Consider the following 20,981-nt stretch of genomic DNA (forward strand, 5'->3'; position numbering starts at 1 on the left):
CATGTCCACCGGTCATCCCCAACGGTCATCCCCGCAGCAGATCCCGCAGCGCCGCCTCCGGGCTGCGCGACCCGGCCAGCAGCTCCCCCCGCCGATACCGGGTCAGCACCCGGGGGTCGATGTAGGAGCTGCGCGCGACCGCCACGGTGTTCCCGAGCGCGCTCGCCGTGGCCTGCACCGCTGCCCGCTCTGCCTGCGCACGGGCACGGCGACCGCGCACCGGCCCGATATCGGCGAGGGTCTGCGCGGCGATCACGGTGCCGTGCAGGGTGCGGAAGTCCTTCGCGGTGAAGGCGCCACCCGTGACGGCTGCGATGTGCTCGTTGACGAGGGCAGGGGTGAGTGAGCGGCGTCGGCGGCCCTCCCGCCAGCTCAGCAGGAGGGTGCGCGGGTCGCCGACGATCAGCTGCCTGATCGAGGAGGCGAGGTCCTCGTCCTCCAGCTCCAGCTGATGCTCGATCCGGTTCTTGCCGCGGAAGGCGAGCGTCACCACCGGGCCGTCGACCCGGGCGTGCCGGCGCTGCAGCGTGGTCAGGCCCCGGCTGCGCCCGCTGCGCAGGGAGGCCGTCGAACCCATCCGCACGGCCGAGAGGTCCAGCAGGCGGAAGGCGGTGGCCAGCACTCGCTCCCGGTCGAGGTCCTCGCCCCGCAGCGCCCGCGTGACCTGGGCGCGGGCCCTCGGAAGCGTCTCGGCGAGGTCGAGCGCCCGCTCGTACTTGCTGCGGCCGCGCCGGGACTGCCACTGCGGGTGATAGAGGTACTGCCGGCGCCCGGCGGCATCGGTGCCCACCACTTGGATGTGCCCCAGGGGGTCCGCGCAGATCCACACCTCGCTCCAGGCGGGCGGGATGACCAGCGCCTCGACGCGGCGCCGATCGCGGCCACTCGCGACGCGACCGTCGGGCCGGGTCAGGCGCACGGTGCCCCGCGAGGTCAGGGAGCGGGACAGGCCCGGGTCGCGCTCCGGGGACACCCGATGCAGACGCGCCATGGCTCTCCTCCCGGAACGGATGACGGGATCGTAGGACCCGCACCCAGAGCGCGGGCGAACGATCGGTCGGTGCGCGCGCGACCGGTTGCCGAGCACCTCCGAGGACAGTAGGTTCGAATCCCGACCCGATCCGGAGGCGCCCGATGGGCCATCCAGTGCACCTCGTCATCGACGGTCAGCAGCATGAGCTGATCGTGGACCCCCGCACCACCCTGCTCGATGCCCTGCGCGACCATCTCGAGAACACCTCCCCGAAGAAGGGCTGCGACCACGGCCAGTGCGGCGCCTGCACCGTGCTCATCGATGGCAGGCGCCTCAACTCCTGCCTGGCGCTGGCCGTCTCCGTCGACGGCGCGGAGGTCATCACCTCGGACGGGCTCGCACCCGACGGCGAGCTCTCCGACCTCCATCAGGCCTTCCTGGACCAGGACGCCTTACAGTGCGGCTACTGCACCCCCGGCCAGATCTGCTCCGCCGCCGGAGTGCTCCGGGAGGCGGCCGACGGGCGCCCCAGCGTGGTCACCGAGGACCCCGTAGGCGCCGATCCCGAGGACGCGAGCCCGGTGGACGCAGATCCGGGCCGCCCGGTCGAGCTCACCGAGGACGAGATCCGCGAGCGGATGAGCGGGAACCTGTGCCGCTGCGGCGCCTACGTCAACATCGTCGCTGCCGTGCAGCAGGCGGCGGGTCAGACGCCGCAGCCCGCAGCGGCGCAGCCCGCAGCGCACTGGACGGCACAGCAGGCGGCGCAGCCCGCGGCGCACCGGACGGCGCACCTGGCAGCAGGAGAGGACGCACGATGAGACCCTTCGACTACGAACGGGCGAGCGATCCCGCCGCCGCGGTCGCCGCAGTCGCTGAGCGGCCCGACGCGACCTACCTGGCCGGGGGCACGAACCTGGTGGACCACCTCAAGCTCGGGATCACTGCGCCCGAGCTGCTGGTCGACGTCGGCCGCCTGGACCTCGCGGACATCGAGGAGCTCGACGACGGCGGCCTGCGCCTGGGCGCCATGGTCCGCAACAGCGATTTCGCCGCCGATCCCCGGGTGCGCCGCGACTACCCGATGCTCTCCCGCGCCCTGCTCTCGGGCGCCTCCGGTCAGCTGCGCAACGCCGCCACCACCGGGGGGAACCTGCTCCAGCGCACCCGCTGCGTGTACTTCCAGGACGCCACCACCCCCTGCAACAAGCGCGAACCGGGCTCCGGCTGCTCCGCGATCGGCGGCTACACCCGCTATCACGCGATCCTCGGCGCCTCCGAGCACTGCATCGCGACCCACCCCTCCGACATGGCGGTAGCGCTGGCCGCGCTCGAGGCCACCGTGGTGGTGCTCGGCACCGGCGGGGAACGGCGGATCCCCCTCACCGACCTGCATCGCCTCCCGGGCGCCGAGCCCGAGCGCGACACCGTGCTCGAGCACGGCGACCTGATCACCGCCGTCGAGCTGCCGCCGCCGGTGCGCTCGGCGCGATCGACCTACCGCAAGATCCGCGATCGCGCGTCCTTCGCCTTCGCGCTGGTCTCGGTCGCGGCGGTGCTCGACCTCGAGCCGGGCGACCCCGGACCGAGCGACGCCGAGCCGGGCGATCCCGGACAGCGCGCCACGGCACCGAGGATCCGCTCCGCACGAATCGCCCTCGGCGGGGTCGCCCACGCCCCCTGGCGTGCCCGCCGCGCCGAGGAGCTCCTGGCCGGGGCGCCCGCCACCCGCGAGACGTTCCGCAGGGCCGCGGCCGCCGAGCTCGAGCAGGCCCGGCCCGTCGAGGGCAACGAGTTCAAGCTGCCCATGGCCCAGGGCGTGATGGTGAGCGTGCTCGCGCAGCTCGCAGGTCTCGCCGAGGAGCCCGAGGAGCCTGAGGAGGCCCGTGATGAGTGACCTGCTGCGTGCCTCCGCGATCGGCACCGGCCGGGTGCGGATCGACGGTCCGGACAAGGTGCGCGGCCGCGCCCCCTATGCCTACGAGCATCCCGTCGAGAACCCGCTGCACCTCTACCCGCTGTGCTCGAAGATCGCCCGCGGCCGCGTCACCGCGATCGACGCCGCCGCTGCGCTCGCCCTCGACGGGGTGGCACGGGTGCTCACTCACCAGGACGCGCCCCGCCTGGCCGATACCGAGGACGGGGAGCTGGCGATCCTCCAGGACGACCGGATCGGGTTCCACGGCCAGTACCTCGGCGCCGTCCTGGCCGAGACCCCGGAGACGGCCCGCCACGCCGCCGACCTCGTCGCGATCACGACCGAGGCCGCTCCCCACGATGCCCGCTTCCGTCCCGATCACCCGGACGTGCGGGAGCCGGAGGACGGCGCCGATGACGTCGAGACCGGGGACGTCGAGGCCGCGCTCGCCGCCGCCGAGATCGTCGTGGACCAGCGCTACTCCACACCGCTCGAGCACAACAACCCGATGGAGCCTCACACCACCATCGCGCGCTGGGACGGTGAGGACCTCACCCTGTGGACCTCGACGCAGGGCGTCCACCCGGCACGGGAGGCGCTCGCCCCGATGCTCGGCATCGACCCCGAGCAGCTGCGGATCATCAGCCCCCATGTCGGCGGTGGCTTCGGCTCCAAGGGAGTGCCGCACGCGGACATGATGCTCACGGCGCTCGCCGCCCGCACCGTGCCCGGACGCGCGGTGAAGTACGCGGTCTCCCGCCAGCACATGTTCGCGATCACCGGATACCGCCCGGCCACCTCGCAGCACTTCCGGATCGGAGCCCGGGCCGACGGCACCATCAGCGCCTTCGCCCTCGACGCCGTCTCCAGCTCCTCCCGCACCAAGGAATTCCCGGAGGAGGCGATCAAGCCCGCCCGCCAGATGTATGCCGGCAAGCACCGGCACCTCACCCAGCGGGTGCTCCCGCTGGACCTCGCCGTCCCCTCCTGGATGCGCGCCCCCGGGGAGGCGCCCGGCATGGTGGGCCTGGAGATCGCGATGGACGAGCTCGCCGAGGCCTGCGGCGTGGACCCCATCGAGCTGCGCGTGCGCAATGAGCCCGAGCTCGACCCGGACACCGGCCTGCCCTTCAACCAGCGCCGCCTGATCGATTGCCTGCGCGAGGGTGCCGAGCGCTTCGGCTGGGGCGAGCGTGACCCGCGGCCCCGCGCGCGCCGGGAGGGCGAGTGGCTGATCGGCAGCGGTGTCGCCTCTGCGACCTATCCCGCCGCCCGCCAGCCCGGCTCGATCGCCCGGATCCGTCACGCGGCGGGCACCTTCGAGGTGGGCATCGGCGCCGCGGATCTCGGCACCGGCACCTGGACCGCGCTGACCCAGGTCGCGGCCGACGCCCTCGAGGTGGACCCGGACCTGATCGCCCTGCAGATCGGCGACACCGCGCTGCCGAACGCGACCGTCGCGGGCGGGTCCACCGGCATGGCCAGCTGGAGCGCGGCGGTCATCGCCGCCGCGGAGACCTTCCGCCGGGAACACGGCCAGGCGCCGGCCGAGGGCGCCGAGACGACCGGGGAGGCGGGGGAGAACCCGGCCGAGCAGAGGTTCGCGATGCACTCCTACGGTGCCCACTTCGCGCAGGTCTCCATCCAGGAGACCACCGGCGAGATCCGCCTGGACCGCATGCTCGGGGTGTTCTCCGCCGGCCGGATCATCAACCCCCGCACCGCCCGCTCGCAGTTCCTCGGCGGGATGACCATGGGGGTGGGGATGGCGCTGCATGAGAAGGGCGAGCTCGATCCCCGCTCCGGCCACGTCGTCAACCACGATCTGGCCGAATACCACGTGCCGGTCAACGCCGACATCCGCTCCCTCGAGGTGCACTGGCTGGACGAGGAGGATCCGCAGGCCGGACCGCTCGGTGCCCGCGGCATCGGCGAGATCGGCATCGTCGGCGCCGCCGCGGCGATCGCCAACGCCGCCCACCACGCCACCGGGGTGCGGGTGCGTGACCTGCCCGTGTTCGGCAGCGCCTTCCTGCCTCGGTGAGCGCGCCCGGCCCTGCCTCGGTGAGCGTTCCCGGGGCCGACCGCCCGCGGCCCGGGGGCGAGGCTGAGCCGCCCGTCGGCCTGATCCTCGCCGCGGGTGCCGGCACCCGCCTCGGCCGTGGCCCCAAGGCGCTGCTGGTGACGCTCGGCGCCACCCTGGTTGAGCACCTCGCCGGGGCGCTGCTCGGTGGTGGCTGCGCCGAGGTCGTGGTGGTCATCGGGGCGGAGGCGGCACGGGTGCGGGCCGCCGTGGCGGCTGTCCCCGGCGTGCAGGCGCGGGAGAACCCGCACTGGCGCCAGGGGATGGGGACCTCGCTGCAGAGGGGCCTGGCCGCGATCGGCCCCGGCCGAGACGTGCTGGTCACCCCGGTGGATCGGCCCGGGGTGAGCGCCGAGGAGGTGGCCCGGGTGCTCGCCGCCCACCGCCGCGGGGAGATCACCGCCGCCGCGCACCGTGACGCCTCCGGGCGGCTCCGCCGGGGCCATCCGGTGCTCTTCGACGCTCGCTGGACCGCCGCCGCGGCGGACGCCGCGCATCACGAGGTGGGGGCCCGCGAGCTGCTGCGAGGCCAGCGGGAGCTCGTGCAGCTGGTGGACTGCACGGACCTCGAGGACGGCGCGGACCTCGACCTCCCCGAGCAGCTCTGGCGCCTGGGCACCCCGGGCTGATCCCTCAGGCGCCTGGGCGCCTCGGGCTGACCCCTCAGGCGCGGGGGCCGCGGCTCACGTGCAGCGGCCCGCTCCCATCGCGCAGCGGCTCCACCGTCCCGCGGGCCGCGCGCACGGCGAGGATCTCCGCGAGGATCGAGACGGCGACCTCCGCGGGGGTGTCTGCGCCGAGGTCGAGTCCGATCGGGGAGCGCAGCCTGGCCAGCGCCTCCTCCCCGACCCCGGCCTCCCGCAGGGCGGCCCGTCGATCACGATCGCTGCGCCGGGACCCCATCGCCCCCACATAGGCGACGTCGAGCTCCAGCGCGGCCGAGAGAGCCGGCACGTCGACCTTCGGATCATGCGTGAGCACGCAGATCATGCTGCGGGGATCGAGGTCACCGCACTGGGCGGCGTCGGCCAGGAACCGGTGGGGCCAGGCGCGCACCACCTCCGCGCCCGGGAACGATGCCGGATCGGTGAACGCCGGCCGGGGATCGCACAGGGTGATCCGCAGCCCCAGCGGGCGGGCGGCCTCGACCAGCGACTGTCCGAAGGCGTTGGCTCCGAGCACCACCAGATGCGCCGGCCGGGTGCGGGATTCGACGAAGAGCTCGCTCGGCGGTGCACCCGCGCTCGGCGGCGCGCTACCCCTCGGCGGGGCGCCCACGCTCGGTGGCGTGCCCCCGCTCGATGGCGCGCCCTCGTTCTGCGGGGCGAGCCGGATCGTGCCGGTGCGGCCCTCGCGGATCATCCCCGCGACCTGGGAGACGGCGTCTGCGAGCTGTGCGCCGGGGAGCAGCGGAGCGAGTGACTGTCGCACCTCGTCCGGTCCGCTGCCGGGCACGAGGGCGGCCAGCGGCGGGGCGGCGTCTCGTGGCACCTGCGTGACATACGCGGCGGGCGGGCGCCCGTCGACGGTGAGCCCCAGCAGGCTCCGTACCGCCTCGGAATCCTCGGCCGACGGGGGCATGAAGGGCTGCACCAGCACGTCCAGGGAGCCGCCGCACATCAATCCGACGGCGAAGGCGTCCTCCTCGCTGAACCCGAAGCGGTGCACCGCGGCGTCCCCGGTCTCCATCGCCTCCTGGCAGGCCTCGAGGACCGCGCCCTCGACGCATCCGCCGGAGAGGGAGCCGTGCAGCGAGCCGTCGGCGCCGACCAGCATCGAGGTGCCGACGGGCCGGGGCACCGAGCCCTGCGTCGCGACGATGGTCGCGACGGCACAGGCCACGGGGTCGGAAGCACAGGTCAGCCGCTGCTGGGCGATCGCCAGGACATCGAGCACAGGCCCACCCTATGCGCGACCTCTCGCCGGATCGATGATCCCGACCGGGTGACCGGGAGCCTGGCAGGGGTGGCCTGAGGCCCGGGAACCGGGCGTCCGGCGCCGGCGCGACATGCCGGGCCCCGCATGTCCCGTCGGCCGGATCCCCGGCATCGAAACTTCTGGTCCCTCGTGCGGCACCATCAGCAACGGGCTCTCGAAACACCGCTCCGACGTCGCGCGCGGGTGAGGACGGCCCCGACGCTTTCCGGACGAACGTTTCTTGTGGTCGCCATCACAACTGCTACTGTCACTGCGCACGAGCGACACCCTGCTCCCCACTGGGTGTCCCCGCAGAACGAAGGAGTTGTGCACCGTGAGCACCCCGTCCCACGCGTCCCCCGGGACGACGCCGGATCCCGGCAGTCCGTCGTCCCCCACCCCCGAACAGTTCCTCGCCGTCCAGCAGTCCGAGGAGTTCGGCCAGCTGCGTCGCAACTTCCGCGGCTTCGCGATCCCGATGACCATCGCCTTCCTGGTCTGGTACCTGGCCTACGTGCTGCTGTCCACCTACGCTGAGGGCTTCATGTCGATCCACGTGCTGGGGAACCTGAACCTCGGGATCATCCTCGGCTTCAGCCAGTTCCTCATGACCTTCCTGATCACCTGGCTCTATATCCGCCACGCGAACAAGTCCCTCGACCCGATCTCCTCGAAGATCCGCATCGAGCTGGAAGGTGATCTCTGATGGAATTCGGCAATCCCGTCCTCAACATCGCGATCTTCCTGGCCTTCGTGGTCGTCACCCTGGTGGTCGTCATCAGGGTGTCTCGGACCACCACCAGCGCCAGCGACTTCTACCACGGCGGCCGTGCCTTCTCCGGTCGCCAGAACGGCATCGCCATCGCCGGCGACTATCTCTCGGCCGCCTCGTTCCTCGGCATCGTCGGGGCCGTGGCCCTCTACGGCTATGACGGCCTGCTGTACTCCGTCGGCTTCCTGGTGGCCTGGCTGGTGGCGCTGCTGCTGGTCGCCGAGCCGCTGCGCAACACCGGCAAGTACACGATGGCGGACGTCCTCAGCTTCCGCATGCGCCAGCGTCCCGTGCGCACCGCCGCCGCGACCTCGACGCTCGCGGTCACCTTCTTCTACCTGCTCGCTCAGATGGCCGGTGCCGGCGCACTGGTCTCCCTGCTGATCGGCATCGAAGGGCGGGTCGGGCAGTCGATCGTGATCGCCGTCGTCGGCGTCGTCATGATCCTCTACGTCCTCATCGGCGGCATGAAGGGCACCACCTGGGTGCAGATCATCAAAGCGGTGCTGCTGATCACCGCCGTCGGCGTCACCACCGTGTGGATCCTGGCCCTGAACGGCTTCAACCTCTCCGCGGTGCTCGGCCAGGCGGTGGAGGCGCATCCGGACGGTACCGCGATCCTCGAGCCGATGCTCCAGTACGGCACCTCCGGGTCCTCGAAGCTGGGCTTCGTCTCCCTCGCGATCGCGCTGGTGTTCGGCGCGGCAGGGCTGCCTCACGTGCTGATGCGCTTCTACACGGTGCCCACTGCGAAGGAGGCCCGCCGTTCGGTGGTCTGGGCGATCGCCCTGATCGGCTTCTTCTACCTGTGCACCCTGGTGCTCGGCTTCGGTGCCGCCTACATGGTGGGCGTCGACGTGATCGGCGACCTCCCGGGCGGATCGAACTCCGCCGCTCCCGCGCTCGCCTATGCCGTGGGCGGCACGGTGCTGATGGCCATCATCTCCGCGGTGGCCTTCGCGACCATCCTCGCGGTGGTGGCGGGCCTGACGATCACCGCCTCGGCGAGTTTCGCGCACGACATCTACAACGGGGTGATCAAGCGCGGCCAGGCCGATCCGAAGAAGGAGATCGCAGTGGCCCGGCGCACCGCGCTGGTGATCGGCGCCGTCTCGATCGTCGGCGGCATCCTCGCCGCCGAGCAGAACGTTGCCTTCCTGGTCTCGCTCGCCTTCGCGATCGCCGCCAGCGCGAACCTGCCCTCGATCCTGTACTCCCTGTACTGGAAGCGGTTCAACACCCGCGGCTCGCTGTGGAGCATCTACGGCGGCCTGTTCAGCGCCCTGTTCCTCATCACCTTCTCCCCGGTCGTCTCCGGCTCCGAGACGGCGATGATCCCCGGCGCCGACTTCGCCTGGTTCCCGCTGACGAACCCCGCGATCATCTCGGTCCCGCTGGGCTTCTTCCTCGGCTGGCTCGGCTCGGTGACCTCCTCGGAGCACAACGAGCTCAAGCAGGCCGAGATGGAGGTCCGCTCCATGACCGGTGCGGGCTCCGAAAAGGCGGCCATCGACCACTGAGCAGGTGCGAGCGGCCGGCGGGGGAGCCCTGCATGTCGGCGCTGCCCAGCGGCTCGACGGTCCAGTGACCACGTTCTGCGCCCGCGAGGACCGATCCGGAATCCGGCATCGGTCCTCGCGGGCGCAGAACTCTGCATCCCCGGCCGCCGGGCCGTTCACCGGTAACCCTGCCGTGGACTGCGTCGCGGTCGAAGAGCCGGACGAGCTGCGCAAGAGGTTGTCGCACGAGGCAGGGACCTCGCCACCCGTTATCGGCCGGGCGAGCTCAGGCCAGGCGCAGCCCCGACTCCGGACGCACCGCCCGGTCGTGCAGGTCGATGATCTGCTGCTCGACGGGGTCCGGTGCGGGGCCGGTGCTCGACAGGAGCCGGCACACGGCCACCTCCGCAGAGGCGGTCCGGTAGCGCTCCACCCACTCGCGGTGGATGTCATCGGTCGCGGTGCGGGTGCCGAGCTCCTCGAAGCGGTCCACCTCCACGCGCCAGGGCTTCGGGGTCAGGCGCGCCCGATAGGTGTCGTGGACCCGGCACAGGATCATGTACAGCTCATCGCTGCGCACCTGCCCCATCAGCTTCTTCGCACGCTCGCTCGACGGTGCCGCGCCGCTGCCGGTGATCAGCAGACGGAAGCCGTTGCGGGTGCGGTACGTGCGCACCCCCAGCTCGGGATGGAGGGCGCGGAAGTCCTCGATCAGGGCCAGGGTGCGCTCGTGATGCTCCCCCCGACGACCCGGTGAGCGCAGGCCGAAGGCGTCCGGATCCTGCTGCTGCTCGGTGAGCTCCTCCGCGCGGCGGCCGCCGAACAGACGCGAGAGCAGCCCTCCGCCGCCCGCCGTCACACGGTCCGTCGAGGACGGCTCGACCAAGTCGATGTCGCTGATCAGCACCGCATCGGTGTTCAGCACCGCCGAGCCGTAGCGGTTGCGGGTGATCGCCGCGATCAGGGTGTCGTCGGGCCCGTGGAGCTCCTCGAGCAGCTCCTCCGGAAGGCGTCGCAGCGGGTAGTACTCCAGTCCGTTGTCTGTCCGTCGCTCGGGGCCTCCGGCCGCGGCCACGCGCTGCAGGCGCTCACGCGCATCGCGCTGGGCGTCCTCGGGCGAGGTGTCGGAGGCGCCATGGATCGTGAGTGCCCACTCGTCCCCGCCGGGGACGGTGACGGTCTCGCGGATGGTGGCCCAGTGGCGGGGGATCGGCTGCATGCCCCGACCGTAGTCCGTCACCGCGACGGGGCGGCGGGGAGATGCGGGAGAATGGGCCCATGACCTTCTTCGAGGAGCTCTGGTTCCAGATCGGGGCGTCGCCCGCGGGAGCGCTGGGCGTGCTCATCGCGAGCATCGTGCTCTACCTGATCTTCACCCTGATCCTCCAGGTCGCCGGGCCACGGCTCAGCGCGAACCCGTCGATGCTGAGCTTCGCGGTGATGGCGCTGCTGGGCTCCCTCGTCGCCCGCGCGATCCTCGGCAACACACCGACGCTGGTGGGCGGGCTGATCGCGGTGACCACCCTGCTGGTGCTCGAGTTCCTCCTGGGCAGGCTCCGGCTCGGTGTCGACCGCATCTTCACCCGGCGCGGGCCGCGGCCGACGGTGGTGATGGTCCATGGCCATGTGCTCCGCTGGCATCTTCGCCATCTGGGGCTGCGCGAGACGCAGCTGCTGACGCTGCTGCGGCGCGGCGGCGTGCGCCACGTGATCGACACCGACCTGGTGATCCTCGAGCCGCGCGGAGGGCTGACCATCGTGCGCCGCGGCGAGATGATCGACGAGCGCCTGGTGCGCAATGTGCGTGGTGCGGAGATCATCCCTCGCTCACTGATGCACTGAGCGGGTCCGCCCCCGTCCACGCCAGTCGCACCCGCGCCTGCCTCGCTGCACGTCCGCAAGCATCCGGCCCCGCACCAGCGAAGGTGCGGGGCCGGGGCCGGGGCCCGACGCCGGAGCGTCGGGTGGTGGCGAGGCTCAGGCGAGCTTCGCCTCCAGGGTGATGTTCACGGCGGCGAGTGCCTTCGAGACCGGGCAGCTGCTCTTGGCCTCGTCGGCGATGCGCTGGAAGTCGGCGTCCTCGATCCCGTCGATCTGCGCGGTGACGGTCAGTGCGATGCCGGTGATGCCGCCCTCGGCGATGTTGAAGGTGACGTCGGCCTTCGTGTCCACAGCAGTCGGCGGGGTGTCGTTCTCGGCGAGCATGTTCGAGAACTGCATGGAGTAGCAGGCGGCGTGCGCGGCGCCCAGCAGCTCCTCGGGGGAGGTGGTGCCCTGTGCGGACTCCTCCGCGCGGGCCTTCCAGCTCAGATCGAAGGTGCCGAGCTTGGAGGTCTCCAGGGTGGTGGTGCCGGAGCCGGAGAGCAGGTCGCCCTTCCAGGCGGTGGATGCGGTGGAGGTGACGGGACGGGGCATGGTGACTCCTTCAGTCGACGGTCGCCCCGCGTTTCCGCAGAGGGCGCTCGCCTCCCACCGTAGTCCGGACCCCCGCCGAACGGGAAGGATCGTTCGTCCCTGCGGCCCCCGCACGCGCTGCCGCGCCGTCTGCCGGGTTCCGGCCGCCCGCCTACTGCAGGGACTCGAACTTGCGGATCCAGGCGGAGCCGATGGGATTCGCGTCGGCGACCATGATCACGAAGCGGTCCCCGGCGATCTCGGCGACCTCGGTCAGCGCGACCCGGCGCTCGTGGGCGGGGGAGTGGTCCAGGCGCCGCACGCCGTTCTCGATGATCTTCGCGAAGGAGTCGGTGCGGCCCAGGAAGGCGACGAAGGGCATGTCGAACTTCTCGGCGTAGCGGGCGGAGAGGTCGCGCACCGCGAGGATGTCCTCGTCGGAGAGGTTCTCCAGGGCGAAGGAGCCCACGTCCTGACTGATCGCTCCGGCCTGCTCCTCGTCGGCCGTGACCAGCGTGGCCATGTCCGGATAGGCGCGCACCAGCGCATCCTGCTCGGAGCGCTCCGCGGTGAGCACCGCGTCCTCGATCGCGGCGCGCAGGGTGGGGGCGTCGGCGAAGGGCCGGGCCTCCCAGGCGCGCTCGAGAGGCCAGGTGGCGCCGTTGAACAGGGAGCCGAAGGTCGCCACGAAGGTCTCGCGGTCCATGTCGTTCACCGCATCGATGCCGATCCGCTCGCCGGCAGCGGTGGTGGTGACCATCGAGCCGCGCTGGCCGCCGATGTGGAAGAACAGCAGGTTCAGCACGATCGCGCTGATCGCGCCGACGGTCACGCCGGAGGAGACGAACACCTGCGCCCAGGAGGGGAACACCCCCGCGATGTCCGGCTTGAAGCTGACCAGCATCGCCAGGCCCAGCGAGGTGCCGACGATGACGGAGTTGCGGTTGTCGGTGAGGTCCACCTTGGAGAGGGTCTGGATGCCCACCAGGGCCACTGAGGCGAACAGGGCGAGCGAGGCGCCGCCGAGCACCGGGGAGGGGATCGCGGCGACCACGGCTCCGGCCTTGGGCAGCACGCCGAGGATGATCATCAGCACGCCCGCTCCGGCGACCACCCAGCGGGACTTCACGCGGGTCAGGCGCACCAGCCCGATGTTCTGCGCGAAGCAGGTGTAGGGGAAGGAGTTCAGCACGCCGCCCAGCAGAGTGGAGAGGCCGTCGGCGCGGATCGCCTCGGAGATGTTCTTGGGGCGGATCCGCTTGCCCACGATCTCGCCCGCGGCGAAGACGTCGCCTGTGGTCTCCACCATCGTGATCAGCATGACGATGATCATCGAGATGATCGCGGTCGCCGAGAAGGTGGGGATGCCGAAGTAGAAGGGGGTGGTGACCCCGAAGGCAGACGCCTCGGTGACGCCGTTGAAGGAGGTGTCGCCCAGCAGCACGGCGACCAGGGTTCCGATGACCAGGCCCAGCAGGATCGCGATGGTGCCGAGGAAGCCGCGGAAGAACCGCTGCACCAGGACGATGATCGCGAGCGTGCCCAGCGCGTAGAGGATGTCGCGGGCGGCGGGGGTGCCCTCGGCGTAGTTGGTGATGTCCCCGGCGGAGACGCCCAGCAGGGTGATGCCCATCGTGGTCAGCACGGTGCCGATCACCACCGGCGGGAAGAAGCGCAGGATCTTCGCGAAGTAGGGGGCGACCAGGAAGGTGAACAGGCCCGCGACGATGATCGAGCCGTAGATCATCGGCAGCCCCTCGGCGCCGCCCTCGCCGCCGGTCGCGGCCAGGCCGATCGCGATGATCGGGCTCACCGCGGTGGTGGTCACGCCCTGGATGATCGGCAGGCGCACGCCCACCTTCCAGAAGCCGACGGACTGGATCAGCGTCGCGATGCCGCAGGTGAACAGGTCGGCATTGATCAGGTGGATCGTCTGCTCGGCCGTGAGGTTCAGGCCCGACGCGATCAGCAGCGGCACGATCACCGCGCCGGCGTAGAAGGCCAGGACGTGCTGGACCGACAGCACGGTGAGCTTCCCGGCGGGCGGCACCTGGTCGACGGGATGGGTGCGGGCTGCGGGGGCGCTCGGCGCGGCGGCGGTGGTCATCAGGATCCTTGAGGTCCGTCGAGAGTGGGAGTCTCGACGTGGGAGAGGAGGCGGGGCCGACGGGACGGCCGCGCACCAGAGTAGGCTCCTGCGCCGCTGCGGGCGCAGCGCGCCCGCGGGTGAGACGGGTGAGATCGGACAACGTGCGGGCGGAGCCGCTGGCAGCGGCTGAGCGCGGGTGGAGCCGCTGGCGGCGGCTGAGGAGAGCGGTGGCAGACCGCGTGGGTGAGATCGAAGGCAACGGGTGGCTTCTCCTGCGCGGGCGGGGTAGAAGGGTGCGGTGACGACTTCCCCGCCTCGCGACAGCGCCCCCCGCCCGGCCGACGCTCTTCAGGACGATGCCGCCCCGGCAGTGCCCGCCTCGACGGCCCGGGTCCCCGCGCGCACCACAGCCGTCGGCACCGTGCTCGCTGTGCTGGCCATCGCGACCATCGCACTGAACCTGCGCCCCGGCGCGACCGGCGTCGGCCCCCTGATGGAGAGCGTCGTGGGCGCTTATGGGCAGGGCGCCTTCGCCTCGGGGCTGCTGACCGCCCTGCCGTGCCTCGCCTTCGGCGTGCTGGGGCTGCTGGCGGTCCCGATCTCCCGCCGGGTGGGGCTGACCGGTGCGATCGTCGCCTCCTTCGTGCTGGTCGCGATCGGGCTGCTGCTGCGGCCCGTCTCCGAGCTGTTCTCGGTGTTCGTGGCGCTGTCGGTGCTGGGTCTGCTGGGACCCGCGCTCGGCAACGTGCTGGTGCCGGCATGGGTGAAGCTCCACGGCGGGGCACGCACGGTGGCGCTGATGACCCTGTACAGCGTGATGCTCGCGATCGGCGGCTCGCTCGGTGCCGCTCTCGCGGTGCCGCTCGCAGGAGGTGCGGCCGACGGCTGGCAGGACTCGCTGCGGTTCTGGGGGATCATCGTGGTGGTCCCGGTGGTGGTCTGGGCGATCGTCCTGACCCGCACCGGTCACGACTTCCCGCCGGCCCCGCCCCGTGGGGAGCTCAGCGGTTCGCTGCTGCGCTCGCCGACCGCGATCGCGCTGATGGTGACCTTTTCGATGCAGTCCTTGAATGCGTACACCCAGTTCGGGATGCTCCCGCAGATCCTCACCGACGCCGGTGTCACCCCTGCCCGCGCCGGGGTGCTCGTCGCCGTGATCGCAGGCTGGGGCCTGGTGGGCGGGCTCGTGATGCCGAGCGTGATCGCGAAGGTGCGCGGACTGCGCTGGATCGTGGGCGGCTTCGGTCTGCTCACCACGGCCGGCTACATCGGTCTGCTGCTGGCGCCCGGCGTGAGCCCGATGCTGTGGGCCTGCGTCCTGGGGATCGGCGGCTTCGTCTTCCCCACCGCGATCGCGCTGCTGCCCGCTCGCACCCGGAACCCGCTGGTCACGGCCCGGCTCTCCGGGATGGCCCAGCCCTATGGATACATCCTGGCCGCGCTCGGTCCGATCGTGGCCGGCGCGCTGCTGGGAGCCACCGGCTCCTCGGACGCGGTGCTGTGGTTCCTCGCAGCGACCGGCCTGGTGATGGCGGTCTCGGGCTTCCGCGCGGCGCTCCCGCGGATGGTCGACGACGAGATCGCGGCCTGAGCGGGAGACCCCTGCCGACAGGCGGTTCCGTGGCAGGATGCTCCTATGAGCCTCGTCCGCACCCTGCGCATCCTGGCCTCCCAGCGGCCCTCCACGCCCTCGCGCGCCGTCGCCGCCCCGTCCCGGGTGGAGCGCCGTCGGCACGGACAGGTGCCCGTCACCTGGCTCGACCAGGAGCTCGCGGGGGCCGCAACCATCGTTCACCTCCATGGCGGCGGCTACCTGCGCGGTGAGAGCCCGCAGACCTGGAGCTGGCTCGAGGAGATCGCCCGACGCTCCGGCGCCGCGGGCGCGATGATCCACTACCGTCTGGCGCCGCGCCACCGCTACCCGGCCGCGATCGAGGACGTCCTCCACGCCCTCGACGGCATGGCCGAAGCAGCGATCCTGCGCCCCGGCCGCTGGGTCCTCTCGGGGGACGGCGCGGGCGCCGGACTCGCCCTCGCAGTCGCCCAGGTGCTCGCCGAGAGCACCCACGAGGCACCGGCCGCGCTTCTGCTCGAATCCCCCTGGGTCGATCTCAGCCGGGAGGAGCACGGGCTGGAGGAGCTGAGCACCGCAGCCCGCCTGTATGCGGGCGGGGTCCCGCGCACAGAGCCGCGCCTCAGCCCGCTGCTGGGAGGGCTGTCCGCCCTGCCCCCGGTGCACCTCGTCACGGGCTCTCACGACGAGCTGATCGCCGATGCCCGGAGGCTGGACAGTGCGCTCACCGCGGCTGGCGCCGAGCACGAGTACCTCGAGATCCCGGAGGCCTCCCACGCCGTCGCGATCCGCGGGGAGGGACCTGCCTCGCAGCGTGCCCGCCGGTTCCAGATCGCCGCGGTGCGCGGCGCGCTGGGGATGGACGGCGGCGCCGCTCACTGAGTTCACCGCCTGCGGTTACCCTGTGCCTCATGGCGCGAGGCGATCAGCGGGTCAGCCGCAGTGACGGCAGCGATGACAGCTGCAGCAGTGATGGCAGCAGCAGTGGCAGCAGCAGCGACAGCAGTCATCACAGCGAGAGCATGACCTGGACCGGCAGCCGCTCCGTGCTGGCAGAGATCCGTGACGCCCTGATCGTGCACTCCACGGCAGGAACCCTGCGGCTGGTGCTGCAGCAGCTCACGCTGCGAGACCAGGGACGCGCCGTCGGGAGCCACGAGGTGATCGACGGGATCATCGACGTGGACGGCAACTTGGTGGTGGTGCCGATCGGCGAGGCCGTGCGAGCCGATCCCGCAGCATCCGCAGCGCTCGATGCGGCCCTCGCACGCCTGCGCGCCGAGATCCTCGCGGAGCTCGGTGCTGCTCCGGACTCCCTCGAGGTGGTGATGGACGCCGACCGCACGCGCCGCGTCCGCATCGTGCGCTCGCTGGAGGTCTCACCCGCAGGGGTCGTCGGCCCGCCCCCGCACCCGGCGCTGCACGACGGCCGCCACCACATTGTGCACCACGCCCCCGCCCTCGACGAGCTGCGGGACCGGCTGGCCCCACCGCCGCCCGGGCTCCTGGCCCGCCTCCGGGCCGTCCTGGGCAGGGGAGCGCGTCGCGCCCGCTGAGCACTGGTCGTCGTCCGGCGGAGACCACGTCCCGCTGGTTGTCCTCGGCAGGAGCCGCGGTCAGGCGGTCGCTGCAGCCGGAGCGCTCATGCCGGCCGCGGTCGCGCCGGGCAGGCTGAGCCCGATCGCGTGCGCGAGCGTCACACCGAGGTCGGCCCATGACCCCTCGACGGTGCTCGCCGGCAGTCCCGGCCCGCAGGCGAGCACGACGGCGACGGCCGACGGGTCGCTGACCGTGCATGGGCCTGCGTAGTAGGGGTCGTCCCCCTCCACCAGCGAGCGATGCGTGGCGGAGAGCCCGAAGACTGTCCCGCGGTCTCCTTCGAGCACCGCGATCACATCGGTCTGATCGCTGGCTCCCACGCCGTCGTCCACCTGCCGCAGCGACAGCCGGCCATGCGCGCTGACCTCGCTGAGAGTGCTGAGCGCGCGGAGGGCGTCAGTGCGGGCCGCGGCACCCGCCTCGCGCCGTACATGCACCACCCCGCGGGGGCCGTCCGGCCAGACCAGCGCATCGACGTCCTCCAGGCGGTTCCCCTCGGCGCGGAGCAGGCCATGCGCCGCCAGCGTCGTGTTGGGATGGGCCAGGAGGGTGGTGGGGATCAGCGGCCGCCCCGGCACCAGGAGCACCCGATCCTCGGCAACGGGCGCGAAGGCGGTGAGGATCTGCTCGAGGACGTCGGCGGTGTCCAGCAGGGCACGCTGCGCCTGTGCCGTCCCGGGACCGAGGGTGCGGCGCGTGATCGCGAGCCCGGTCAGTCGTGCGGCGAGCAGATCGATGTGTCCGCGCTCGAGCGCCTCGGCGGCGATCTCGGCGACAAGATCGTCGGGAGGGACCTGGGAGAGCTGGACCCCGGCCTCGCGGCGGAGGGCGAGATGCTCCGCAACCATCCGCGACGAGCTGGTGGCCACCGCCATCTCCCAGCGAGTGCGATAGCGGTGCAGGTCCTCGACCAGGGGAAGGCAGAGATCGATCTCGGCGCCAGCGGTCGCGGGCCACTGCAGCGCCGCCGTCACCAGCCCTGCCGCATGCGCCTGCGTGAACAGGGTGGGCGCCGCCATCGAGCTCGCATACCAGGCGGAGCGGCTCTCGGGACGGTCCAGGGCGAAGGGCTCCGCGGTGGCGACCCCGGTGTGGGCGACGGATGCCCCCGTGATCAGGCTCGCGAGCGCCGGTGCGGGCTCGGAGGGTCCCCCCGGGCGGATCCGCAGCTCCGTCATCCCGGTGAGCACGGTCCGTGACAGCACTGGGAACCGGCTGTCGCCGTCAACGGGCGCGGCGGCGTCGCGGAGCATCTCGAGGTCGTTCTCATCGAGCCCGTCGACGGCGAGCAGCAGGGTGCGAGAGCGGCTCATGGGACACCTCCTCAGGTCCTCGACAGCAGTCCAGGAACCATAGGAGGGTCCTCTGGCCACGACACGAGGGCCCGGTGAGCACCGGGCCACCGCAAGATGAACAGCGTGTGCGAAGGCTCAGTCGCAGGTGACGTAGGTGAGATCGTCCCCGGCGAACAGCGGGGAATCCTGGTCCAGGAGGTCGTCGAGCGGGATGTGGGGAGAGGCGAGGACCTCCTCCTTGGTGGCCTTCTGCACCGCGCGGTGCAACTCGTCGTCGGCGAGCGCCGGGACCAGCAGTCCCTCCTGCTCGGCGATCCCGCAGCCATCGAGGCCGTGGATGGTCAGGCGGATCGCGGCATCGGCGACGCTGCCGTCCTCGGCGATCTGGGCGACGATCCCGAGGCGGTAGGCGAACAGCCCGACGGCCCGGGTCGCGGTGTCGATGGCGGTCCAGGCGATGGTGGCTCCGAGGGCGAGGGCTGGGCCCTCCTCATGCTCGGTGCGGTGCCAGCCGGCGGCGAGCGCGGGGCGGCCGACGGTGCGGAACGGCTCGGCGAGCGCGATCGCATAGAAGAGACGGTTCCCGTCGTCCCAGGCCGTGCGCAGCCCGTCCCGCCAGAACTCGGGGGAGTTCTTCGCGATGTGGTCGTGCGCGGCCTCGTCGTCCAGGCCGCGCAGGTCCTCGGGCGCGAGATAGGCGGCGCTCACGAAAGTGGTGAGGAGGTCGCGAGCCGAGTCGAGGACGCTGTCGTCGGCGCTGAGATCGGCCCAGCCGTCCAGCTCCTCGGCCGCGCCCTGGATGCTCAGGCCACGCAGCTCCTGGGCGGAGCGCGCGTTCCATACGGCGGGGTCGAGCGAGGCGAGCGGGTCGCGGGCGATATCGGTGGAGGTGGGGACCGGCCGAGGGCCGCCGCAGCCGGTGGTCAGCAGGAGGGCGCCGGGGACGGTGAGCAGCGCGGCCAGAGAGCGTCGCCGCATGACCGGGGCCTCCTGGGCCTCCCGGGCCGTCATCTCAGCTCGGGGTCCGCGGGGTCGGCCCGGCCGCTGTCCGCATCGAGCCGCCGCCGGATGGTCGCCGCGGTCTCGCGATCGTGCCGGACCGCCTTGTCGACCAGCGGCTTGGTGCTGGTCTCGGGCTCCTCCGGCTGGACCACCAGCCAGACGACGACACCGAGAGTGAGCAGCAGGCAGAGGGCGATCAGGATCAGCAGCAGCGGCCACGAGAAGGGGACAGGGTCCCAGAAGGGGTCGCCGCCGAAGGCGATGACGCTCCCGGCGACGATGCTCACGAATGCCCCCTCGGATGCGATGCACGGGTCACGGGCGGGTGCCCCGGACCGCTGAGATCACTGCCAGCATAACGCCGCCCCGCTTTCTGACGTTATGCTGGAAATATTATGGCTGACGTTATTGTCGGGCGCTTCGCGCTCATCGACCTGATCGCGAAGGGCGGATCCGGGTCCGTCTGGCGTGCCTGGGACTCGAAGGCCCAGGAGCTCTGCGCTGCGAAGGTCCTGCGACAGCGCGACTCCGCGGACCTGATGCGCTTCGTGCGCGAGAAGGGCGTCAGCTTCGATCACCCGCACCTGCTCACCCCCTACGGCTGGGGCGCGGAGGACGAGCACGTGGTGATCGCGATGCCGCTGATCTCCGGGGGAACGCTCGAGTCCGTCGTGAAGAAGAAGGGCAAGCTCGGCGAACCCGCCGTGGTGGTGATCCTCGACCAGCTGCTGGACGGCCTTGCGCATGTGCACGCCGAGGGCTGGATCCACCGCGACGTGAAGCCCGCGAACATCATGTTCGAGGCGCGCGGACGTGCTCACCCCGCCTCCCGGCTCGCCGACTTCGGCATCGCGGTCCACGAGACCGACGTGCGCTTCACCCATGTGGGCATGGTCAACGGCACCCCCGGCTACATGGCGCCGGAGCTGTTCTCGATGGCGGAGCCGGCACCCTCCCATGACCTCTACGCCGCCGGGGTCGTCGCACTGGTCGCGCTCAATGGGTCGATCAAACTGCATGACGGCGCCTTCCGCCCCGATGAGCTGACCCAGCACCTGCGGGGCGTCACCCCGAAGCTCTCGGCCGTGATCCGTCGCCTGGTCGCTGCGCAGCCCGAGGATCGCTACCAGGACGCCGAGTCTGTGCGCCGCGATCTGCCGCGCGTCCCGCAGGGCTATCCGCTGGCGCATGCCGACGGCGCGCCGCTCGAGTTCATCGACACCCTGGACCCGATGCCGGAGAACGCCCCCGGCGCCGCGCGTCCCGAACGCCCAGCACCTCAGGTCGCTCCGTCCTCGCTCGAGGCGATCCGTGCCGGGCAGGTGCAGCAGGGCTTCAGCTCAGGCTCCCCCTCCCCGCAGACCGGCCCGCAGTGGGCGCAGCAGACCCCGCCGGGCACCCCGCCGCAGCAGGCGGGCAGATTCAATCCCCAGGGCTTCACCGCCACTCAGACCTCCACCGGGTTCACCGGCCAGAACGGGGCGCGCAACCGTGGCACCTTGATCGCGGTGGCGCTCGGGGCGGGGGCCGCGCTGGTGCTAGGCGTGATCGTCGCGGCTGTGCTGCTCATGGTCTTCAACGACAGCCCCGCCTCCGCATTCGGGGGGACGGCTGGTCCCGTCAGCAGCATCGATGCCTCCTTCGCCGAGGTCGAGCCGGGGCAGGAGTGCGTCGCCGAGGACGAGGGCATCATCGCGCTCACCGCCGACGGTGACTACCTCTCCTGCACCCTCGCCGCCGACGGCGAGGGCTACTCCTTCTCCTGAGACGCGCTCGCTGGTGCTGACGCCACCTCGCGAGTGCGCCGGAGTGCCTCTCGAGTACCCCGCGCGCGAAGGCTCGCTGGTGCTGACGCCTCCTCTGGAGT

At 71.9% G+C, this 20,981-nt stretch carries 19 protein-coding genes; 11 read left to right on the forward strand and 8 right to left on the reverse strand.

Features of this window, described 5'->3' with window-relative positions:
- Nucleotides 1-25: 25 nt before the first annotated feature.
- Entirely contained in the window at nucleotides 26-991 is a 966-nt protein-coding gene (locus tag ACTH43_RS05645) for a DNA topoisomerase IB (RefSeq protein WP_441443947.1), read from the reverse strand.
- Between the two features lie 143 nt (nucleotides 992-1,134).
- Here ACTH43_RS05645 and ACTH43_RS05650 point away from each other — a divergent pair, with 143 nt between their 5' ends.
- From ACTH43_RS05650 to ACTH43_RS05665, 4 genes are read left to right on the forward strand one after another with little or no spacing between them, the layout of a single operon-like run.
- On the forward strand, nucleotides 1,135-1,794 hold the full coding sequence (locus tag ACTH43_RS05650; protein ID WP_441443948.1) for a (2Fe-2S)-binding protein: 660 nt from the start codon (nucleotides 1,135-1,137) through the stop codon (nucleotides 1,792-1,794).
- Nucleotides 1,791-2,870, forward strand: coding sequence for an FAD binding domain-containing protein (locus tag ACTH43_RS05655; protein ID WP_441443949.1), 1,080 nt, complete (start codon nucleotides 1,791-1,793; stop codon nucleotides 2,868-2,870). The genes ACTH43_RS05650 and ACTH43_RS05655 overlap by 4 nt, the downstream gene beginning before the upstream one ends.
- The gene (locus ACTH43_RS05660; protein WP_441443950.1) at nucleotides 2,863-4,935 is read left to right on the forward strand and encodes a xanthine dehydrogenase family protein molybdopterin-binding subunit; all 2,073 of its coding nucleotides are present in this window, start codon (nucleotides 2,863-2,865) and stop codon (nucleotides 4,933-4,935) included. Before ACTH43_RS05655 ends, ACTH43_RS05660 begins: the two co-directional genes overlap by 8 nt.
- A 20-nt stretch (nucleotides 4,936-4,955) precedes the next feature.
- The gene (locus ACTH43_RS05665) at nucleotides 4,956-5,603 is read left to right on the forward strand and encodes a nucleotidyltransferase family protein (RefSeq protein WP_441443951.1); all 648 of its coding nucleotides are present in this window, start codon (nucleotides 4,956-4,958) and stop codon (nucleotides 5,601-5,603) included.
- Nucleotides 5,604-5,637: 34 nt separating this feature from the next.
- On the opposite strand, the gene ACTH43_RS05670 is transcribed toward ACTH43_RS05665, so the two are convergent.
- Nucleotides 5,638-6,870 (reverse strand): XdhC family protein, encoded by a 1,233-nt coding sequence (locus ACTH43_RS05670; protein ID WP_441443952.1) that lies wholly within the window; start codon nucleotides 6,868-6,870, stop codon nucleotides 5,638-5,640.
- A 355-nt stretch (nucleotides 6,871-7,225) separates the two neighbouring features.
- Between ACTH43_RS05670 and ACTH43_RS05675 the strand changes: the two genes are divergently transcribed.
- Both ACTH43_RS05675 and ACTH43_RS05680 read left to right on the forward strand, forming a co-directional pair.
- The gene (locus ACTH43_RS05675) at nucleotides 7,226-7,597 is read left to right on the forward strand and encodes a DUF485 domain-containing protein (RefSeq protein WP_441443953.1); all 372 of its coding nucleotides are present in this window, start codon (nucleotides 7,226-7,228) and stop codon (nucleotides 7,595-7,597) included.
- Complete coding sequence (locus tag ACTH43_RS05680; protein WP_441443954.1) at nucleotides 7,597-9,183, forward strand: solute symporter family protein; 1,587 nt, start codon at nucleotides 7,597-7,599, stop codon at nucleotides 9,181-9,183. The genes ACTH43_RS05675 and ACTH43_RS05680 overlap by 1 nt, the downstream gene beginning before the upstream one ends.
- A 265-nt stretch (nucleotides 9,184-9,448) precedes the next feature.
- Here ACTH43_RS05680 and ACTH43_RS05685 read toward each other — a convergent pair whose 3' ends face one another.
- On the reverse strand, nucleotides 9,449-10,381 hold the full coding sequence (locus ACTH43_RS05685; protein ID WP_441443955.1) for a hypothetical protein: 933 nt from the start codon (nucleotides 10,379-10,381) through the stop codon (nucleotides 9,449-9,451).
- A gap of 59 nt (nucleotides 10,382-10,440) precedes the next feature.
- Between ACTH43_RS05685 and ACTH43_RS05690 the strand changes: the two genes are divergently transcribed.
- Nucleotides 10,441-11,004 (forward strand): DUF421 domain-containing protein, encoded by a 564-nt coding sequence (locus ACTH43_RS05690; protein WP_441443956.1) that lies wholly within the window; start codon nucleotides 10,441-10,443, stop codon nucleotides 11,002-11,004.
- A 135-nt stretch (nucleotides 11,005-11,139) separates the two neighbouring features.
- Here ACTH43_RS05690 and ACTH43_RS05695 read toward each other — a convergent pair whose 3' ends face one another.
- On the reverse strand, nucleotides 11,140-11,577 hold the full coding sequence (locus ACTH43_RS05695; RefSeq protein WP_441443957.1) for an OsmC family peroxiredoxin: 438 nt from the start codon (nucleotides 11,575-11,577) through the stop codon (nucleotides 11,140-11,142).
- A 151-nt stretch (nucleotides 11,578-11,728) separates the two neighbouring features.
- Entirely contained in the window at nucleotides 11,729-13,663 is a 1,935-nt protein-coding gene (locus tag ACTH43_RS05700; protein WP_441443958.1) for a solute carrier family 23 protein, read from the reverse strand.
- Nucleotides 13,664-13,943: 280 nt separating this feature from the next.
- Here ACTH43_RS05700 and ACTH43_RS05705 point away from each other — a divergent pair, with 280 nt between their 5' ends.
- From ACTH43_RS05705 to ACTH43_RS05715, 3 genes are all read left to right on the forward strand, one after another.
- The gene (locus ACTH43_RS05705; protein WP_441443959.1) at nucleotides 13,944-15,236 is read left to right on the forward strand and encodes an MFS transporter; all 1,293 of its coding nucleotides are present in this window, start codon (nucleotides 13,944-13,946) and stop codon (nucleotides 15,234-15,236) included.
- Between the two features lie 45 nt (nucleotides 15,237-15,281).
- Nucleotides 15,282-16,100 (forward strand): alpha/beta hydrolase, encoded by an 819-nt coding sequence (locus tag ACTH43_RS05710; protein WP_441443960.1) that lies wholly within the window; start codon nucleotides 15,282-15,284, stop codon nucleotides 16,098-16,100.
- A gap of 140 nt (nucleotides 16,101-16,240) precedes the next feature.
- Nucleotides 16,241-16,774, forward strand: a complete 534-nt coding sequence (locus ACTH43_RS05715) for a hypothetical protein (RefSeq protein WP_441443961.1) — start codon at nucleotides 16,241-16,243, stop codon at nucleotides 16,772-16,774.
- 60 nt (nucleotides 16,775-16,834) lie between these two features.
- Here ACTH43_RS05715 and ACTH43_RS05720 read toward each other — a convergent pair whose 3' ends face one another.
- The 3 genes from ACTH43_RS05720 to ACTH43_RS05730 form a co-directional block, all read right to left on the reverse strand.
- Nucleotides 16,835-18,130: an alkaline phosphatase family protein gene (locus ACTH43_RS05720; RefSeq protein WP_441443962.1), complete on the reverse strand. Its 1,296-nt coding sequence runs from the start codon at nucleotides 18,128-18,130 to the stop codon at nucleotides 16,835-16,837.
- Between the two features lie 117 nt (nucleotides 18,131-18,247).
- The gene (locus tag ACTH43_RS05725) at nucleotides 18,248-19,090 is read right to left on the reverse strand and encodes a hypothetical protein (RefSeq protein WP_441443963.1); all 843 of its coding nucleotides are present in this window, start codon (nucleotides 19,088-19,090) and stop codon (nucleotides 18,248-18,250) included.
- A gap of 29 nt (nucleotides 19,091-19,119) precedes the next feature.
- Nucleotides 19,120-19,401 (reverse strand): hypothetical protein, encoded by a 282-nt coding sequence (locus ACTH43_RS05730; RefSeq protein ID WP_441443964.1) that lies wholly within the window; start codon nucleotides 19,399-19,401, stop codon nucleotides 19,120-19,122.
- A 108-nt stretch (nucleotides 19,402-19,509) separates the two neighbouring features.
- Between ACTH43_RS05730 and ACTH43_RS05735 the strand changes: the two genes are divergently transcribed.
- Nucleotides 19,510-20,880 carry a serine/threonine protein kinase gene (locus tag ACTH43_RS05735; RefSeq protein WP_441443965.1) on the forward strand — a complete coding sequence of 457 codons (1,371 nt, stop codon included), beginning with the start codon at nucleotides 19,510-19,512 and terminating at the stop codon, nucleotides 20,878-20,880.
- Nucleotides 20,881-20,981: the final 101 nt, after the last annotated feature.

This window comes from Brachybacterium sp., from assembly GCF_052095815.1.
Taxonomy (GTDB): Bacteria; Actinomycetota; Actinomycetes; order Actinomycetales; family Dermabacteraceae; genus Brachybacterium.

Coding starts and splice junctions, on each gene's coding strand:
- ACTH43_RS05660 (WP_441443950.1), top strand. CDS start 2,863: ATGAGTGACCTGCTGCGTGCCTCCGCGATCGGCACCGGCCGGGTGCGG.
- ACTH43_RS05715 (WP_441443961.1), top strand. CDS start 16,241: ATGACCTGGACCGGCAGCCGCTCCGTGCTGGCAGAGATCCGTGACGCC.
- ACTH43_RS05725 (WP_441443963.1), bottom strand. CDS start 19,090: ATGCGGCGACGCTCTCTGGCCGCGCTGCTCACCGTCCCCGGCGCCCTC.
- ACTH43_RS05710 (WP_441443960.1), top strand. CDS start 15,282: ATGAGCCTCGTCCGCACCCTGCGCATCCTGGCCTCCCAGCGGCCCTCC.
- ACTH43_RS05655 (WP_441443949.1), top strand. CDS start 1,791: ATGAGACCCTTCGACTACGAACGGGCGAGCGATCCCGCCGCCGCGGTC.
- ACTH43_RS05700 (WP_441443958.1), bottom strand. CDS start 13,663: ATGACCACCGCCGCCGCGCCGAGCGCCCCCGCAGCCCGCACCCATCCC.
- ACTH43_RS05680 (WP_441443954.1), top strand. CDS start 7,597: ATGGAATTCGGCAATCCCGTCCTCAACATCGCGATCTTCCTGGCCTTC.
- ACTH43_RS05735 (WP_441443965.1), top strand. CDS start 19,510: ATGGCTGACGTTATTGTCGGGCGCTTCGCGCTCATCGACCTGATCGCG.
- ACTH43_RS05650 (WP_441443948.1), top strand. CDS start 1,135: ATGGGCCATCCAGTGCACCTCGTCATCGACGGTCAGCAGCATGAGCTG.
- ACTH43_RS05645 (WP_441443947.1), bottom strand. CDS start 991: ATGGCGCGTCTGCATCGGGTGTCCCCGGAGCGCGACCCGGGCCTGTCC.
- ACTH43_RS05720 (WP_441443962.1), bottom strand. CDS start 18,130: ATGAGCCGCTCTCGCACCCTGCTGCTCGCCGTCGACGGGCTCGATGAG.
- ACTH43_RS05690 (WP_441443956.1), top strand. CDS start 10,441: ATGACCTTCTTCGAGGAGCTCTGGTTCCAGATCGGGGCGTCGCCCGCG.
- ACTH43_RS05685 (WP_441443955.1), bottom strand. CDS start 10,381: ATGCAGCCGATCCCCCGCCACTGGGCCACCATCCGCGAGACCGTCACC.
- ACTH43_RS05695 (WP_441443957.1), bottom strand. CDS start 11,577: ATGCCCCGTCCCGTCACCTCCACCGCATCCACCGCCTGGAAGGGCGAC.